The 16,503-nt window shown below is 58.4% G+C and carries 14 protein-coding genes; 4 read left to right on the forward strand and 10 right to left on the reverse strand.

Annotated features, from left to right (window positions below; genetic code table 11):
* Nucleotides 1–131 precede the first annotated feature (131 nt).
* Nucleotides 132–2,684, forward strand: a complete 2,553-nt coding sequence (locus tag HFP54_RS08385) for a U32 family peptidase (protein WP_168564806.1) — start codon at nt 132–134, stop codon at nt 2,682–2,684.
* Here HFP54_RS08385 and HFP54_RS08390 read toward each other — a convergent pair.
* The gene (locus tag HFP54_RS08390; RefSeq protein WP_315853863.1) at nt 2,681–3,460 is read right to left on the reverse strand and encodes a 4'-phosphopantetheinyl transferase family protein; all 780 of its coding nucleotides are present in this window, start codon (nt 3,458–3,460) and stop codon (nt 2,681–2,683) included. The genes HFP54_RS08385 and HFP54_RS08390 overlap by 4 nt on opposite strands.
* 43 nt (nt 3,461–3,503) lie before the next feature.
* Here HFP54_RS08390 and HFP54_RS25515 point away from each other — a divergent pair, with 43 nt between their 5' ends.
* The 3 genes from HFP54_RS25515 to HFP54_RS08405 all read left to right on the forward strand — a co-directional run bounded on the left by HFP54_RS25515 (nt 3,504) and on the right by HFP54_RS08405 (nt 9,317).
* Entirely contained in the window at nt 3,504–4,124 is a 621-nt protein-coding gene (locus tag HFP54_RS25515; RefSeq protein WP_235951489.1) for a hypothetical protein, read from the forward strand.
* A 538-nt stretch (nt 4,125–4,662) separates the two neighbouring features.
* The gene (locus HFP54_RS08400) at nt 4,663–5,925 is read left to right on the forward strand and encodes a hypothetical protein (protein WP_168564807.1); all 1,263 of its coding nucleotides are present in this window, start codon (nt 4,663–4,665) and stop codon (nt 5,923–5,925) included.
* Nucleotides 5,926–6,062: 137 nt separating this feature from the next.
* The gene (locus HFP54_RS08405) at nt 6,063–9,317 is read left to right on the forward strand and encodes a protein kinase domain-containing protein (RefSeq protein WP_168564808.1); all 3,255 of its coding nucleotides are present in this window, start codon (nt 6,063–6,065) and stop codon (nt 9,315–9,317) included.
* Between the two features lie 39 nt (nt 9,318–9,356).
* Here HFP54_RS08405 and HFP54_RS26140 read toward each other — a convergent pair whose 3' ends face one another.
* The 9 genes from HFP54_RS26140 to HFP54_RS08450 all read right to left on the reverse strand — a co-directional run bounded on the left by HFP54_RS26140 (nt 9,357) and on the right by HFP54_RS08450 (nt 16,494).
* A complete protein-coding gene (locus HFP54_RS26140; protein WP_168564809.1) occupies nt 9,357–10,013 on the reverse strand; it encodes a PEP-CTERM sorting domain-containing protein in 657 nt (218 codons plus the stop codon).
* Between the two features lie 274 nt (nt 10,014–10,287).
* Nucleotides 10,288–11,202 (reverse strand): tetratricopeptide repeat protein, encoded by a 915-nt coding sequence (locus HFP54_RS08415; RefSeq protein WP_168564810.1) that lies wholly within the window; start codon nt 11,200–11,202, stop codon nt 10,288–10,290.
* Between the two features lie 61 nt (nt 11,203–11,263).
* Nucleotides 11,264–11,806: a ubiquitin family protein gene (locus HFP54_RS08420; protein ID WP_146415609.1), complete on the reverse strand. Its 543-nt coding sequence runs from the start codon at nt 11,804–11,806 to the stop codon at nt 11,264–11,266.
* On the reverse strand, nt 11,803–13,137 hold the full coding sequence (locus HFP54_RS08425) for a hypothetical protein (protein ID WP_168564811.1): 1,335 nt from the start codon (nt 13,135–13,137) through the stop codon (nt 11,803–11,805). The genes HFP54_RS08420 and HFP54_RS08425 overlap by 4 nt, the downstream gene beginning before the upstream one ends.
* A 33-nt stretch (nt 13,138–13,170) precedes the next feature.
* Complete coding sequence (locus tag HFP54_RS08430; protein WP_168564812.1) at nt 13,171–13,890, reverse strand: hypothetical protein; 720 nt, start codon at nt 13,888–13,890, stop codon at nt 13,171–13,173.
* Nucleotides 13,891–13,918: 28 nt separating this feature from the next.
* Nucleotides 13,919–14,914, reverse strand: coding sequence for a hypothetical protein (locus tag HFP54_RS08435; protein ID WP_168564813.1), 996 nt, complete (start codon nt 14,912–14,914; stop codon nt 13,919–13,921).
* Between the two features lie 4 nt (nt 14,915–14,918).
* The gene (locus tag HFP54_RS08440; RefSeq protein WP_168564814.1) at nt 14,919–15,539 is read right to left on the reverse strand and encodes a pilus assembly FimT family protein; all 621 of its coding nucleotides are present in this window, start codon (nt 15,537–15,539) and stop codon (nt 14,919–14,921) included.
* Nucleotides 15,536–15,964 carry a type IV pilus modification PilV family protein gene (locus tag HFP54_RS08445; protein WP_168564815.1) on the reverse strand — a complete coding sequence of 143 codons (429 nt, stop codon included), beginning with the start codon at nt 15,962–15,964 and terminating at the stop codon, nt 15,536–15,538. The genes HFP54_RS08440 and HFP54_RS08445 overlap by 4 nt, the downstream gene beginning before the upstream one ends.
* Nucleotides 15,961–16,494: a prepilin-type N-terminal cleavage/methylation domain-containing protein gene (locus HFP54_RS08450; protein ID WP_168564816.1), complete on the reverse strand. Its 534-nt coding sequence runs from the start codon at nt 16,492–16,494 to the stop codon at nt 15,961–15,963. Before HFP54_RS08450 ends, HFP54_RS08445 begins: the two co-directional genes overlap by 4 nt.
* Nucleotides 16,495–16,503: the final 9 nt, after the last annotated feature.

Below are 16,503 nucleotides of genomic sequence, written 5' to 3' on the forward strand. Positions count from 1 at the left end.
CTGCGTCGCCCGCGACCGCACTTGTCGCAGGATCGGTGGTCGACCGGGGCCACCCCACCGCGATCCACTGGACACATCCGAAGCGGTGTTTTGCCTAGCGGGATCCGCTCGCCGCGGTCACAATCGGCGGGATGAATCCAAGTGAAAAAAGTGCCGAACACCCGTCACGTCCGCGGCCTGAACTGCTTGCCCCCGCTGGCGACTGGGACTGCGTTCGTGCGGCGATTTGCAATGGTGCCGACGCGGTCTATTTCGGGTTGGATTGTGGATTCAACGCTCGGTACCGGGCCAAGAATTTCGGCTTGGATGATTTGGACGAATTGATGCGGACCCTGCGTTTGCATGGCGTTCGCGGCTACATGACGATGAACACGCTGGCGTTTCCCAGCGAGATGCCTGAATTGGTCCCGGTGATCCAACGGGTCGCCGCCGCGGGTGTTGATGCCGTGCTGGTCCAAGATTTTGGCGTCGCCAGGTTGGTTCACACGGTGTGTCCCGATTTGCCCATCCATGCGTCGACGCAGATGAGCTTGACTAGCGCGGAGACGATTCGTGTGGCGGCCGACCTGGGAATCGAACGCGTCGTGTTGGCTCGCGAATTGTCGATTGCCGAGATCCGCAAGATTCACGACGCGACCGACTTGCCACTGGAAGCCTTCATCCACGGTGCACTATGCGTCGCCTATTCCGGGCAATGCCTGACCAGCGAATCGTTGGGCGGACGCAGTGCCAATCGCGGTCACTGTGCCCAAGCATGCCGACTGCCTTATGAATTGGTCTGTGACGGTGAAGATCGTGACCTGGGCGATGTCCGCTATCTGTTGAGCCCCCAGGACTTGGCTGGTTACGCTGCGATCCCCGACATGATCGACGCCGGCGTGATGTCACTGAAGATCGAGGGGCGTCTGAAAACGGCGGAATATGTCGCCAACATCACCGGACATTATCGTCGTGCGATCGACCGAGCCGTCCAAGGTGAATCGACCGAGTTATCCGAGCAAGCCCGGCAAGAAATGGAACTGTCCTTTTCACGTGGGTTCGCCCCTGGATGGCTGGAAGGCAACGATCACAAACGCTTGGTGCCCGGTTTGTATTCGGCAAAGCAAGGTTTGGCCGCCGGCGTGGTCGACGACGTTCGGGGCGACCGCATCCGATTGAAACTCCGGTGCAACATCGCGCTTGGCGATGGTGTTTCGGTTCAGTCCAAATCCGATCAAGGCAAATTCCAGGGCAGCCGTGTCTATGCGATCGAGCAAGCCGGACAGTCGGTTCGGTCGGCCCATGCGGGGCAAGTCGTCTGGCTGGCATTCGGACACGGCGATTTGGATTTCGGCGCGATTGGCGCGGATGATCCGGTCTTCAAGAACGACGATCCGCAACTGAATCGGCGGCTACGACAAACGTACACGGGCAAACAAGACGACGCCGGTTTGTCGGTTGATCTTGCGGTGCACGCCGCCGGCGGCCAGCCACTGCGACTGGAAGCACGGATCGGGACCGCGATCAGCGAGATGGTCCGCTCCGAAAAGCCACTGGAAAAAGCCAATAAACGGCCCGCCGATGCGGCCATGATTCGCGAAAAACTGGGGCAGTTAGGCGACACCGAATTTCAGCTGGGTGACGTTCGAATCGAAATCCAGGACCAGCCGATGGTGCCGGTCAGCGTCTTGAAATCGCTGCGTCGCGACTTGGTCGGCCGGTTGCGCGATCGCTTGACTTCGCCACCGGTCCGGCGGATTCAACCTGATGCGGGAATTGAACTGCTCAAGCCGTGGGGCCAACCGAGGGCGGCCCAAAATGCCGGCGTCGAACCGCCCTCTGGTGCCCCGTCCTTGGCCGTTTTATGCCGAACCATGGACCAAGTCCAAGCGGCCATGGATTCCGGCGTGTCGCTGGTCTACGCCGATTTTCACCAACCTCGCGATTACCGACATGCCGTCGATGCGGGCCGGCAACGCGGTGTGACCGTCGGGCTGGCGACGGTGCGGATGCACAAGCCGGGGGAAAATGCTTTGCTGAATGCCGTTAGCAAGTATCAACCCGATTTGATTTTGGCAAGAAACTTGGCCGCGATCGAACATGCGGGGAAGGTCGGCATTGATTGCGTCGCCGATTTTTCGCTGAACATCACCAACCATCGATCGGCCCAGTGGCTTTGCGAGCAGGGTGTGGGGCGATTGACCGCGTCGTATGACTTGAATCGTGACCAATTGAAAGACTTGGTCGACAGTGTGCCGGCGGACCGATTGGAAGTCGTCGTTCATCAACACATGCCGTTGTTCCACATGGAGCACTGTGTGTTTTGCAGCGTGCTTTCGCCGGGAACCAACAAGACCAATTGTGGTCGCCCCTGTGATCGACACGTCGTTCAACTGCGTGACCGGGTGGGCGCCTTGCATCCCCTGCAAGCCGACATCGCGTGCCGAAATACGTTGTACAACGCTTCGCCGCAAAGCGGTGCCGAAGTGGTGGCGGACTTGATTCGCCGCGGCGTCGGTTGGTATCGGGTGGAACTGCTAAGCCAGGATGCCGAAGACACACGGCGAGTCATTCGGCTGTACCAGGACTTGTTGGCCGGTCGTGTCGATGGCGGCAACGTGTGGCGAACTTTGCAAGCGACCAATCGTGTCGGCGTCACGCGAGGAACGTTGGAACCGAAACGAAACCCGTTGGCGATTCTTTAGGGCAAGTCAGGATCGTCCGGGTCGATGCAAAGCGTTTCCAGCCTTTGCAACAGGTAGTTGCACCGGAGCGTGTCTGCGGTCGCGCCGATGGCGACCGACGCGATGTAGCCGGGGCGTGGGCTGAAGCAACGAAACGTCCAGTAGCGTCCTTGATCCAGTCCCGGTTGCAACACACGCAAGACCGGTTGGTCGTCGTCAATCTTTTCGAATGCGAAATGGCCCAGCGGCGTGTGCAGCCCCGTGCCGATCGCTTTGATGAATGATTCCTTCAGCGTCCAGATTCGCAGGAATGTCTGTTGTCGCTGAACTCGATCGCGGCACCGCGACAAGTGTTCAATCTCGGGCTTGGAAAAATATCGCTCGGCCAGCTTCGCATCGGTCTTGCGGTCCAGCGGTTCGACATCCACGCCCAGCAAGATGTCGTCTGTGTTGGCAATGCCGCAGACGACCAACCCGTCGGTGTGCGCGACGTTGAACGCCTGCTTGGCTTCATCGGGCCGTCGAACTTCCGGTTTGCCATGCGGCAGCCAGTGGAATTCAATCGCGTGTGGATCGACCCCGTCGCCGCCCAACAACCGGCGGCTCATCCCACGCCCGATGATGTGCTGGTGACGCGTGGTGGGACGACGGAATCGCTGAGCCGCCTGGACCTCGGCGACCGGCATCCAACGTTGGCACTGAGTTTCAATTCGGCCAGGCTGCTGGGCGGATGAAGGCGCATGCCAAAGCTGGATTTGGGCGGTTGTCGATGTGGCAGTGGCGATGGCGTCGGGCACGAAAACGATTCGGGATGGAAAGCGTGCAGTCGTGGATACGCCGATGATTCAGGTTGTGGCGATGAATCCGGCGAATTCTGGTCGCATCCAGTTTGACGTGCCAAAGCCGGTTGCAAAAGCGATGCTACGTTTGGGTATGAACTTTCCCGCGATCCTATCGATGGCCGAATTGGACCGATCCAGCCTGTTGTTTCTGGGCGGAATGGTGATGCTGGGGTGGGTTTTGGCCCGCCGCACGATTCGGTCACGTCGGCGTTCGGTCCGCCAACAGCGTGAAATGGACCACGCCACCGCCAAAATTCGGGGCGACCATTCCACCGCGGTCCCGCTGTGCGACGCGCCCGTCGAAACCCAACGCTGGCAGGTCGCCATGTTCGATTTGCAGCGGGAATTGAAAGGCGATTTAGATACGCGGATCGCCATCGTCCAGACGCTGTTGCGTCAGGTCGACGAACGAATCGCAACCCTGCAGAGTCTGTCGCCAAGCGACCAAACCACCCTGGCGACGCCGCCCGGAGGCGGCAACGGGACCCAGCAGAGCGGGGCTCATCAGAACGGGGCCCAGCACTCGGTATCCGTTCCGTCTGTGTCGTCCCAGGATACGGACGCGTCTCGGGGGACACCGTCCGCTGCTTCTGTTGCACATTTGCCGGAAACGGACTGATACGCCCACGCAGGGAAAACGGCAGTCTGTCGCCGGCAAAAGGGTGTCGGCCGGCGTTCGCCTTGGATCGACGTCCGGGCGGCATGACTGAAATTCTGCGGGGCGTTCCTGGCCTTTGTTGCTGCCTTAAGGGGGCTGTCGGCTCTTCCTGGTGTGATTGCAGCGATCGTCGGATGTGATTTGGGTTAAATCACCGTCGGTCGGGTGTTGCGACGGGAGGCACGTCGTCTAATCTGAAACTGAAAGAAGAACAGCCACGAATTGGAACTGTGGGAATCACAGGGAGGTGGTTGGTTGCATGGACGTCCGGCCGCACTTTGCGTGTCCCGGTCGGCTGCAAGCGACGCGATTGAACGCGTCGTCATCTTTTCTGATGTTCTTCCTCGGATCACGCCACGGGGATCCAACGCACCGGCTTGTCCGACCAAGATCGAATTCGAACGAGTACATCTTGGCAAGTCGATGCGTTCACCCACCGCATCCGTTCGCTTTTGACATTGAGCAATTTGGTATGACGCACGCGAAACGAACCCGCCTGATGGATCGATTCGGCTTCGGCCCCGTTGTCGTTGCCCTGGGAATGACCGTGATGTGTGGAGGCCTGACGGTTTCGGCACAGGAAACATTGCGTCAGAAGACGCTGGTCGCCAACGTGGTCGTGCAAGACGAGCCGATGCGATTGCCCAAGGACAACACAGTTGCCTTCACGTCGCGTGCCCCGCGGATCCAACTGGATGTTCAATACCTCGCGGACATCGGTTCGCCAAGTGAGACACAGCTGACCGTCGTTACCCCCAACGGGTCCACCCAAGACTTGACGCCGGACGGCAACGGAAATTTTGTGCTGTCCAATCCCGTCAGCGGTCTGTACGCCGTCGTCGCCAAAACCGCGACGGCGATCGCCTCCATCCCGTTCTACGCCAAGCAAGTCGGCAATCTGGACGGGATCAGCAGCGCGGACAATACGGTCACCGTACCAGTGATTCCTGATGGGCGTGCGGTAAACGATCGCTTGGTCGAACAATACGTTTCGTACACCGAACCGAAATCGGTCGACCCGATTCGTTACGACTATGACGAATCCGATGACCACGGATACCAAGTCCGACTGTCGGAGAACGGCCGTTTGCCGGGACAGATCATCATTCCTTCGGATCGCCCGAACACCCGCGGTTTGTTGGCTGAAAACAACGTGTTCTTGATCCGCAATGGCGTGCGTCTGCAAAGCGTGGTTTCCGATGCTCGCGGTCAGTTCGCACTGGCCGGTTTATCACCTGGTGTTTACGGTATCGTTGCTGCCGGGCCGGCCGGATACACGTCGTTCAGTTTCGAAGCATTGCCCACCGATTCCTTCGCCAGCGACGGCACGATCGACTCCATGCAAGACGCCGGTTTTGTCGCCGCCAACGCAGCAGCCGAACCCGCGTCGGTCTTGCCAGTCGTCATGGTGCCCCCGGAATTGGTGCCCTCCGTGGTCGAAGCCCAGCGACGTGATGATTTGCTGGGTGCCGACGGCGTTTTTCCCGCCGAAGGTGTCGGGACGCCTGTTGCCGGTAGCGGTGCGGCGCCCGCGGGCGGCGGATTCGGCCCCGGTGGCAGCTATGGTGGCGGCTACGGCGGCGGTGGTGGCGGCGGCTTTGGTGACCTGAGCGGTCTGCTGGGGCTGGCCGGATTGGCCATCTTGGCTGATAGCGACATCTTCGACAGCAACGACAACGACTTTAATCAGGGACAGCCGATTCAGCCCGTCCCACCGCCGATCAGTCCCGCGGTTCCTTTCACCATCCAAAGCGCCTTTTAGTCGCGGCGCTTCTCACGCTTTGCCGGTGTGCGGCGACGTCGCCGGCAGCATCTGGTGGGGGCCGGCTGCCGCAAAAGAATGGACTTTTGAATCCCAGTTTTTGGGGGCAGCTGATATGCTTGAACGAGTGAATCCTTTTGCACTCTCAAGCAGTCCGCCAGGCCGTGTCCAACAACGATCGAGACGACAGCAGCGACCGTCGGTCGGATTCCGCGTCGTCCGATGAATCGGTTGTCGGGCGTCCCATCGATTCGGATCGATCGGGGCAGTGGGAATCCCACGACGATCACGATCACGATTCGGAGGACGCGGCGTCGCTGGACACGATCGACGCACAGACATCGGATTCCATGCTGGATTCCGGTTCAGCATCTGGATCGGAGATCTTGAAGCCGTCCGGCGCTGTCGCTGACGAAACTCCATCGCCCGACGATCTGCCCACGATTGCACCGCCGCCGGACCAGGTCCCGAACGATTCGTCCGAGGACGGATTATGGGCGACCGAATTGTCCGAAGCGGATCTTCCTATCGGCGATACGGATCGCGGATCTTCCGGCACAGCGCCGACGATCGATATTCCTGCGGAATTCACGGCATCGATGGCCGATGGGTTTGAAAGTTCCAGCGTGGGCCATCGGACGCTTCCCAAATCCATCGGCAAATTTCATGTCGTTCGCGAACTCGGACGCGGCGCATTTGGCGTTGTCTATTTAGCGCGTGATGAGGCGCTGGACCGAAAGGTCGCCATCAAGCTTTCGTTGGTCGAAGACGTCGCCTATCAAAAGCGATTGTTGGTCGAAGCGTCGAATGTGGCCAAGGTCGAAGGCGATCATATCGTCCCGGTGTTGCATGTGGACCGGACTGAGTTCGGTGCGGTGTACATCGTTCAAAAGTACATCGACGGTTGCACTTTGGGCGACTGGGTGCGACGACATGATCGACCGTCGCCCGGCCAAGTGATGATCTTGATGTATCACCTGGGCTTGGGGCTGATGACGGCGCATCGCCAAGACATGCTTCACCGGGATCTGAAACCCGACAACATCTTGTTGGACGTGAATGGAGTTCCCTGGATCGTTGATTTCGGTTTGGCGATCAGCGAACAGGAACAGGTGGGGCGACGCCGCGAACTGGCCGGGACCCCGCCCTATATGTCGCCCGAACAAATCCGCGGTCGTGTGGATTTCATGGATGCACGTTCCGACATCTGGGCATTGGGCGTGATCTATTACGAGTTGCTGTCCGGCGGGTTGCCGTTTGCGGGCCGAACACGCGATCAGTTGGCGGACCAAATTTGCCAGCGCGATCCCAAGCCGCTTCATCAACGGGATCCTGATCGATTGACCGAGGATATGGACGCACTGTTTCGGCGGTGCTGCGCCAAGGAACCGTCGCAGCGGTTTGCATCGGTCGATGAATTGTCCAGTGCGCTTCTGGATTTGATCCGGCAACATGCCAAGCCCGAGGATTTCGAAAGGCCCTTGGGCTTGGATTCGGTTCGCGCAACGGTGACGCCGTTTGATCGTGGATCCCCTTCGGCTCGTACGGGGCTTTCCACGTTGCGTGACAGTCTGGTGTCGCAGCGCGGCGTCATGACCGATCAACGCACTTTGGTCGGCGGGACGTTGGAACGTGCGCCGGATCGGAAACGAAGGCTGACGGGAATCGCCGCAGTGTCGGTGGGCATTGCGACGCTGATCATCGCCGCGATCTTTCATCAGCCGATTCTGGCGCTGCTGCGGTCGCCGGAGCCATCGACGCTGGTTCCCGATTCAGGACCGTCTACGGCCGTTGCCGGCGGCTTTGCCAGTGATCGCGTGGACTTGGACATCGGTGATCCCGTGCCGTTGCCGGAGGACGCGTCTGATCCGCCGGTGGATTCGCTGTTGGTTCCCCATGATGCGGATGCTGGTCCCCGACGCGTGGCCGTCGACGGTCTAGCCAACCACCGACGGATTCAAGAAGCGATCGATGCCGCTGCGGACGGTGAAACGATTCAAATCGCCGCGGGCTATTATCGTGAATCGCTGCGCTTGCAACGTTCGATTCGATTGGAAGCGGCACCCGATGCGCAAAGCCGACCGGTGGTCATCGGTGACGGTGCGTCGCCGGTCATCGTCGATGGTCAGGCAACGGTGACGTTGACCGGATTGGAAATCGCAGCCAGAGACTTGTACGAAAACGCATCGGGCATCCCATTACCATCACGCTTCAACACGATCGAAGTGCTGCAGGGAACCCTGGGCCTGAAGGACTGCGACATCAGCAAAGCCAGCTTTGGGGACGATGACAATTACAACAGTGTCAAAGTCCACCCGGCCGCTTCGCTGGCATTGCTAGCGTGTCGCTTTGGGTCGTCGCCAGGTTTTTCCGTCAGCGCAAAAGACGCGTCCTCGGTTCAGATCAGCGACTGTGCTTTCACCGCCAGCGGTGTCCAGTTGGTCGCCAGTCCCGCCGTCGTCAGCGGGTGCCGATTCACCGGAGACATCGGTATCCAGGTCCATGAGCCGACCGATCGTCCGGTTCGGCTCGATGCTTGCCGGTTCAACGCGGCGCGTCAGTTTGCGGTGAATGTCACCGCCGGAGGACGCTTGGCGATGTCGGGCAATTCTTTTGAAGACTGTTCCCGCGGTGTTTGGATGGTCCGGCATGATCGTGATTCGCTGATTGGGGACCCAGACGACGACGTCATGATGCTGCCACCGGTTGTTCAAATCACCGGTGATGTGTTCACGCGGTGCGACACGGCGATCGACATGTCCGGTGGTCAGCTGAAAGTCGCCGGCGACAGCCAGATCAAAGGCGGCGGGACCGCTGTGTTGATTCAGGCGGGCAACGTAGGGATGGACAGTGTCCAGATCCGAGAGAGCCAACTGGCCGGGATTCACATCGCCAAAGACGCGGGGCAAATCGAACTACGCAATGTCGAAGTCGATGCGGGGCGTGACACCGGGATTTGGATTGAAGCTTGCGAGTCCTGCAAGATTCTGGACAGTCGATTGACCAATTGCATTGCGGCGGGGCTGACCCTGACCGGTGGGCGTGTGGAGTTGGACGGATTGACCGTGATCAATTCCGCAGTCGGCGTCCAGGCGTTGCAAACCGCTGCGGTGGACAAAGCGGTACGAATGGAAATTAGCGATTGCGACCACGGAATGATGTTCCAACCCGATGCCGAACATGCCATCCAGTTGGCGATCCGCGATAGCGTTTTCGATCGTTGTGGGACCGTGGCGATCTACGCCAGTCGTGACGTTACCCTGACGGTCGCAGACACCGAATTTCGATCCATTCCGGGCCCACGTCAGTTCTATGCAATCAATGGGGCCCAAATCAACGACGCCGAAGTCATCAAAGCCCGACGTAACGAAACCCCGATCGACCAACCGTGACGATTCCCCATCATCGTCACGTCTACCGATCGATAGGTCTTAGGATCGACGACGACGGCGTCGTGCTCGCCATGCACTGACACTTGCCAATCCACCCAACAGTGCGATCGACCCGGGTTCTGGAACCGCACTGGCTGAGACGTAGCGAATGGAATCAATTCCAAAGTACCCGGAAGCACCGGTCGCAACAGGCGTCAGGATTTCAATCGACTCGAACACGGTATCTGAGTCTGTCACTCCGAAGAAATACTTAAATCCGTTTCCCGATCCTGTCGGATTCACCTGCTCGTTGGAAAATGCCCCATCAGTGAAGTTAAAGGTCTCGCCATTCACTCGGACTTGTACGTCGTCCGGGAACAAAAGCATCTCTGGTGAAAGGAACTGTAGGCTGAATGCCGAAAAACCGCCTGGTCGTGATATTGCGAAGCTGACTCCTTCGCCGATCAATTCTTCGGTGTCGTTACCTAGGTAGCCAGGTGCCGTTACCGGATCGTATCCAAACTGACTGGTGGGGCTATAGACAACACGCAACTCGTCCGCTGCGAGTCCCATCTGATAGGTGAACTGAAGGCCGTCAAATATTTCACCATCGCTGATCGTTTCGTCGGCCAAAACAGAATCAAAATCAACGACACTGACGGTGGATCCCGCCACTTCCGTATTGAACGCACCCTCGTCCAAAAAACGGGTGGGCACAGCGTCTGCTGTTTGGCAAAACGTCAGCGAAACGACAAGCAAGCCTAGGACAGCGCGCAGCAAGGTTTGAATTCGCATGAGAATCAAGAAGAGGAGAAGCTGTGGGGAAAGGAGATCGTCGACAGGTGAACTGAAGACGACCCTTCAATTTAGTCCAAACCCATGGGGCTGCCATGAGTTTTCGTCTGCCCTTCTGCCGGGTGGTGTTTGGCTTCTCGGCCGGGGCGGTTGGAATTCGGCAAGCGTCCTGGCCAGTGACTGATGCCGGTCACGGTTACGGAACGGCGGGGGCGGACGGCGGTGCTGTGGGCGACTCGACGACCACCGGTTCCGACAGAACGCCTGCTGGCAACCACTCGACCTCTTGAGGTGTCAAAACGACCGACCCGGCGTCCTCCTCATCGCGCGGGCCCTCGTTTGAAGCCGACAACGAGTTCCAGCCATCGGAATCGTTCGGGTTTCCGCGATCCAGCAACGGATTGAAGTCCAAGGCCAGTTGATCGTGGACCCACCGAAGCCAATCGGGGCGGTATTCGATCATGGCAAGTTGTTGCAGTTGGGCGTGAACCAGTTCACCGCGGTCACCCATTCGAACCTTGCTGCGGACCAGATTTCCCAGGTACTTCGGCTCGTCTGGCGACAGTTGTGCCGCTGCGGCGTAGAACTCGATGGCTTCCCCCGCGCGCCCGCCGGCCTCCAACGCCATGCCCAGGTTGTTCAGCGGGGTGGGATCTTCCGGGCGCAACATCACCGCCGTGTCAAACGCGGATGCGGCCCTGGCCAATCGGTGTTGTTCAAAATAGACCAGCCCCAAATTGTTGTGCGCCCTGCCGTGGGTCGGGTCCAATTCAACCGCATGGATGAAGTCCCGCTCGGCCAAATCCAATTTGCCATGGCGGTAGTGTTTCACACCGGATTTGAACGCCGCATGTGCTTTGGTATTGGTCACCGGTGAAGCGTCGGCCGAAACGACATCAAAAGAGTTTTCCGGTCGCAGCCAACTACATCCGCCGCAGGCCAGCGTCACGATCACCCACAGGAACCACCGGGAAACCCAACGGGATGCTGCCTCAAGCGTGCCGACTTGCCGTCGATGACTTTCCGCCACCGGAACGTCGTCACCGCCCTCGCCGCCGACGTCGTTCACGCCAATCCATCGATCATCGTTGGTGGCGGTGTACCAGCACATCGGTGGACGAATCGGTCCAGGCTATCGGTCTCGCGGAAGCACCCGGAATGGGTGGACAACATCACGAGTCGCTTATGGGAGAAAAGATCAATTGGGTCAAGGTCAGCTGGGCGTCCCAGACCTCCTGGTTTCTCTGGTTTGCGGTGGCGGGGGTCAGATTTAACTGGGGTACCGCCATTCCCTGTTCCGGATCGGGCAAAGCCAGCGCGAAAACCGCCAGCTGCCGCAACGTCACACCACGCAGTTCAATCAGCGTGGTTCGAGTCGCGTAGTCCGACCGCGGCACACGACTGGGAGCCTGCGGTTCGACGGACATCAGTTGTGTCGGAGCCGTGGAAGACTGTTCCAGCGCGGCTTCAATTCGAACGGCCAGGTGGCTGGGAGATTCCGCCTGCAGTGCCGCAACCTTCGGCCGCCGCGAGGCGGCTCGAATGTCGCCCGCCCACTTGGAAACGTCGGCTGCATCACTTCGCAACTGCGTCAGTTCCGCCTTGGTGCTTCGATACCGGACAACGCCCAAAACGATCGCAATGAATGTCAATCCACAGACCATGACCCAAACGATCGTTAGGACGTTTTGCGCGGGTTCCTTTGACTGACTCATGGTGCAAAGCTGCCTTCGAACCGAGTCCGGACTTGTTGCCGCGTGATCCGTGCGCTTGATGGTGGCTGGATCTGAAAACCCTCGCTCGCCCAAGCGTCGGCAATCACGGTGGCATCGGCATAGTCGTCCAATCGCAAGTCGGCGACGAATTCAGATTCACGGATGCGGAGCGATTCGATGGCAAAGGAAAAACCATCGGGCATCGATTCCAATAGACGCATCAGGATTGGCAAGGCGCTGGTCGGGATTTCCACCTGTGACACGTCTGCCCGCTGGCCCAGAGCACGACGCTGTTCGCTACGCATCCGTTTGACAAGGGCCTCTGGAACTTTCTGCCCGGGAAAGGTCCGCTTGAACTCCTGTCGCATTGCTTGATAGGCCGCGTCCGATTGCTGTTGAAGTTGCGAAGTCTTGAACCAAACCGAGGCGGCGATCAACGCCAAGGCAATGGATGTCGATAACGCAAAACAACGCAAAGGAAAACGCACATTGCGCAGCCGATCGTGACGGGCCAAGACGCCCCTGCGTAAATCAAACCAGGGGCGATGCGACCGCGATTGAAGCATCGCATCACGCAAGGCTCCAGATTCATCGAATGGCAACTGAGTCGCACCGGCAATAGCCGGCAACGACGCTGTGTCTTCCGGTGCACGAAGTTGGACCACGGGCAACGTAGAATCATCCTCCGCTAGAGTGTCGGGGAGCGATTCAATCCTTGGGTGGTCGCCGGACGGCAGTAGACGCCACTGAACCGGGCGTCCCGATTTCAGTGTGAACAATTCCCCCGTCAGACCGCCAGATAGTGACGGCGACGGCATGATCAGATGACACGACTTGGGAACGGGGCAACACGCGATGATCTGTTGCAACACCAGCATGGAATCGGAGGTGACGGTGATGACCCGGATTCCGTTTTGTTCCAGCAGATCCACCAACGGTTCAGCCCGCGACGTATCGATCGCGACCAGCGTCCGATGTGTTGCCGTCGTGTATTGCGCGACTTCGATCTGTTCGGCATCGATCGGCAAGATGTCTTCACAAGAAAACTTCAGCTGTTCATAGGATGAACCTGCGTCGGTGGCTAGCATGTCCGCCGTCAGCATGTAACAGTCCATCGATCCGATCGTCACCGCGGCAGACTCCGATCGACCCTCGGTCCGCTGGGCAATCCATTGGCGAATCGTTTGGCCATCTTGATTGCGCAGTTCATCCGGCCACGGCGCATCGGTGATTGCCGTCGCGAGATCGTTTTCTTCCGCGGCGAACCAACGCGTTGAACCCTCTTGGGTGACCACTTCAAGGGCCTGGTCCAGTAATCGAACAAGCATCATCTGTCTGCGATCCAAGATGTTTTGATCCGACGATTATTGACCATTCAGCCAGTCCAGTTCGTCTTCCAATGACATGTCGTTCAAATCGCCCGGTTGAATCGGATCGTCGAGCGGTGGTGATACAGGTGCGGTGTTTGGCGAATCCGATGTGGCGTTGGAATTGCGAAGCGGCTTTGGTGGCGACGTTGGGGACGCGAGTGGTGATGACTTCGGTGGGATCTGAACCGGTGAACCAACGGGGGTTTCAATCCATTGGTCTTGGGATTGCATTTGAACCCTGCGCGAATCGATGGAACGAACGACCATGGCCGGGGTTACAGATGGGATCGTCTCGCCGGTGCGCAGGAACAATAGCCCATCCTTTTCCGACATGAAGATGGCAACATCGTGTCCGCTTTCGACGGCAGTGCCCAACAGACGCAGCCCCAAGATGCGAGGTGCAGGCCGTACGATTTGTGCCGCGGGAGGTGTCGCAGGACGTTTCGGGGCCGGGTCTTGTGGTTTCGGTGCGGTCACCGTTTCGTAAGGTTTTCCTTGAAACCGGCGACTCCACAGCGTCTGGAAAGGTTCCAAGTCGATCGGCGGCGTCTGGATCTGCGTTCGTATTTCCTGTCTCAGTTGTCGCGATTGGGTACCACTGGCCATCGCTTGGACGTCCGATCGCGACCACGCGACTGCGATGATCGAAATCGCAACCCAAAACGCGGTTCCCATCCAAAGCCATCGTTTCGTCCGGTCATCGGTGGTCGACATTTTCGCAGAACCAATCGGCATCACGAGTTTATGGATAAACGAATCGTCGCGTTTGGTAGATGCCCGCATCATCGATCCGGCGAACGGCCAGTGATTGGCGACGACGTGATGGCCCGCTGGCTTCGATCCAAAGTGAAGTCGCTTGGCTGGCGTCGGCTAGACGTTGCCGAAGCGTCTGCCGATGTTGCTGATTTGTAATGGTTTGATTCAACACCAGTTCGACTTGGCGAAGGGAGGTGTCGGAAATCCGCTCCGCCAGACGTCTTGCCAGTCCATCTTGCACCACATCGCGGCACACGGCAACGATGGCTGCTTCATTCGCCGACCAGACGTTCAGGCGACCGCTGCCGAAGATCGTCAAGTTTCGGCTCAGTTCCGCCAAGACACGTAGACTGCCCTGCTGTTGAACGATCTGCGATTGATCAAAGACTTGCCCCCATGATCGGAATGCCGGGGGCATGTTGGCAAAGTCCACGGTGGGGACGGTCGGGCTGTTGTCGCCAAAGCCGTTGATGCGTGACTCTTCGCGTTGCGAATCCTTCGCAGTGCGATCGGCCAGGCTTCGACGTTCGGGGGTTAAGGTCAGCCATCGGTATTGCATCGGCTGAACCATGTCTTGAACCAGGCGTTGGCATGCACGTTCGCCGGCAAAATCGTAAACCGCGTTCAGGTTGGCTTTCGCGTCCTCGTCGGATAGCAATAGATCAAACCTTTGGCCGCCCAGAACGATTCGGTCGGCCACGATGGCATGTTGTGATTTGTCAGCAAACATGGGGCCTGCGTCGACGTCGTCACGTGCGATGTTCGTGGCGAACAATCCTGCGGAGGCGGGTAGGATGGCCTTTTCTAAGCTTTGTTGCCCCCAGGATTGTTGGACATCCTCGTTCAGACGAATGGTCATGCGTTGGAACATTGCCGTCTGATTGGCCGTCTGTACCAGTATCACGCTGCTGGTGATCAACGCGACCAGCACGATCAACAGGACAAAGGCAGGGCGGCGATCGCGACTTTGGTGTGACTTCATTGGACTAAAGACCCTCATGGTGTCGTATCACCAATGCGATCTGTTCCATTCCCCGTGAATCGGTCAAGCGAATTCGAATCACCGGTGGCATAACATCAGATCGCAGGTCGTCTTGCCACAGATCATGCGTTACGTCCAGTCGGCCGACGTCGTCGGAAATCGGCTCGACTTGATAGTTCACCATTCGACCGGTCAACGGGTCGGTTTGCCACTGATGCCTCAGCAGCCATCGATTGAAGCGATCGTTGGTACGTGTATTTTGTCCTTGTGAAATGGGGACGACCTGATAGCGGACCGTGGCCGATCGACCCGTGGGCGTTCCAATGGATGTGTCACGGTGGATCAGTCCTGACAGCTGGATACCGTCATTCCACCACTGGATACGATCAGCGTGGATAAAGTCACGCCGCATTTGATCGCCAATCAGCCGTGGGTTGATCGATGTTCGAAGGTCGTCGCGGATGTCATTGGAGGCGGTGATGATCTGGCGGCCGGCAACCAAAACGCACCCCGATGCGATCACCGATAGCACCACAGCCACGATCAGTTCCATCAAGGTGAATCCGGGATGGACCTTGCCCATCGCCAAGGTAGGACGCCGCGGTCGAACGTTCGACTGATTCATGGCTGGTACGTCCTCGGCGCGGTGCGGCGATTGTCTCGGCGAACGTATTCGATCGATGTCAACGGTTTGTAGGTTCCATTGGTGCGAAACTGGACAATCTCCAAACGCATCACGTCGCACCAGACACCACAAATTGGGCGGCGATCCAATTGACGTGTCTGGTATCGCATTGTGTCGTGTCCCATTATCGGGCCGGCGACCACACCAGGTAAGCCTGTCGGCAAGTCGACCCATTGTGACATGAGTTGGTCGGCGATCTTGATTGCTTCTTTGCGGTCTCGGACCTCGGTGGCGGCAACACGGAATCGGCTGATGGCCAGCAGCACGGAAACGATGATGGTGGAAAACAACGTGATCCCGACGACGACCTCGATCAGCGTGAAGCCTTGCAAAAGGCGGCGAGGTTTTGATGTCGCAAACGTCATCGTTGAAATCGCTCCGTCGGCACCGCATCCAAGGTGTGACCAGATCGCAAGGTCGAAAGTACGGCTTCCAATTGGGATTGTGATCGCAGGTGACGAACCTGGCCGCTTAACCCCATGACCAGAACCCATTCGGTTACATCACCGCACCGAAGTTCCATCAGATGCGTGCGGCTTTGGCCGTTGGCGAAGTACGGCACGCGGTTGTCGCTGGGACGCATTTCCGCTGCTTCCAATACTTGCCAACGCTCCAATTGCAGGCCCGGCGGAATGGTAAGATGTCGGTCGGCTGCGATGAACGTCAGGTCGCGATTAGAACCCACGATTATTCCGCCTGAACGATTCTGTTTCGCGGCTTCATGGCGTTCGATCTGTTCGGTCAGCAGAAAACTTTCAATCCATCGCTCGGTAGTGGCTTTGCGAATCAGCCCGCGCGTTGAACCGATGGCGATCCCCGCGACCAGGCCTACCAAGATCAGGACGACGACCAATTCGATCAGGGTGAACCCACGGTGGTCTTTCAAGATTTTCATTCGAGGCAA

This window comes from Crateriforma spongiae, assembly GCF_012290005.1.
Taxonomy (GTDB): Bacteria; Planctomycetota; Planctomycetia; order Pirellulales; family Pirellulaceae; genus Crateriforma; species Crateriforma spongiae.

Excerpts from the sequence above, each read along its gene's own strand:
- HFP54_RS08435 (WP_168564813.1), bottom strand. The coding sequence starts at position 14,914 with ATGAAGTCACACCAAAGTCGCGATCGCCGCCCTGCCTTTGTCCTGTTG.
- HFP54_RS25515 (WP_235951489.1), top strand. The coding sequence starts at position 3,504 with ATGATTCAGGTTGTGGCGATGAATCCGGCGAATTCTGGTCGCATCCAG.
- HFP54_RS08400 (WP_168564807.1), top strand. The coding sequence starts at position 4,663 with ATGGATCGATTCGGCTTCGGCCCCGTTGTCGTTGCCCTGGGAATGACC.
- HFP54_RS08445 (WP_168564815.1), bottom strand. The coding sequence starts at position 15,964 with ATGACGTTTGCGACATCAAAACCTCGCCGCCTTTTGCAAGGCTTCACG.
- HFP54_RS08450 (WP_168564816.1), bottom strand. The coding sequence starts at position 16,494 with ATGAAAATCTTGAAAGACCACCGTGGGTTCACCCTGATCGAATTGGTC.
- HFP54_RS08430 (WP_168564812.1), bottom strand. The coding sequence starts at position 13,890 with ATGTCGACCACCGATGACCGGACGAAACGATGGCTTTGGATGGGAACC.
- HFP54_RS08385 (WP_168564806.1), top strand. The coding sequence starts at position 132 with ATGAATCCAAGTGAAAAAAGTGCCGAACACCCGTCACGTCCGCGGCCT.
- HFP54_RS08440 (WP_168564814.1), bottom strand. The coding sequence starts at position 15,539 with ATGAATCAGTCGAACGTTCGACCGCGGCGTCCTACCTTGGCGATGGGC.
- HFP54_RS08415 (WP_168564810.1), bottom strand. The coding sequence starts at position 11,202 with ATGTGCTGGTACACCGCCACCAACGATGATCGATGGATTGGCGTGAAC.
- HFP54_RS08425 (WP_168564811.1), bottom strand. The coding sequence starts at position 13,137 with ATGATGCTTGTTCGATTACTGGACCAGGCCCTTGAAGTGGTCACCCAA.
- HFP54_RS08420 (WP_146415609.1), bottom strand. The coding sequence starts at position 11,806 with ATGAGTCAGTCAAAGGAACCCGCGCAAAACGTCCTAACGATCGTTTGG.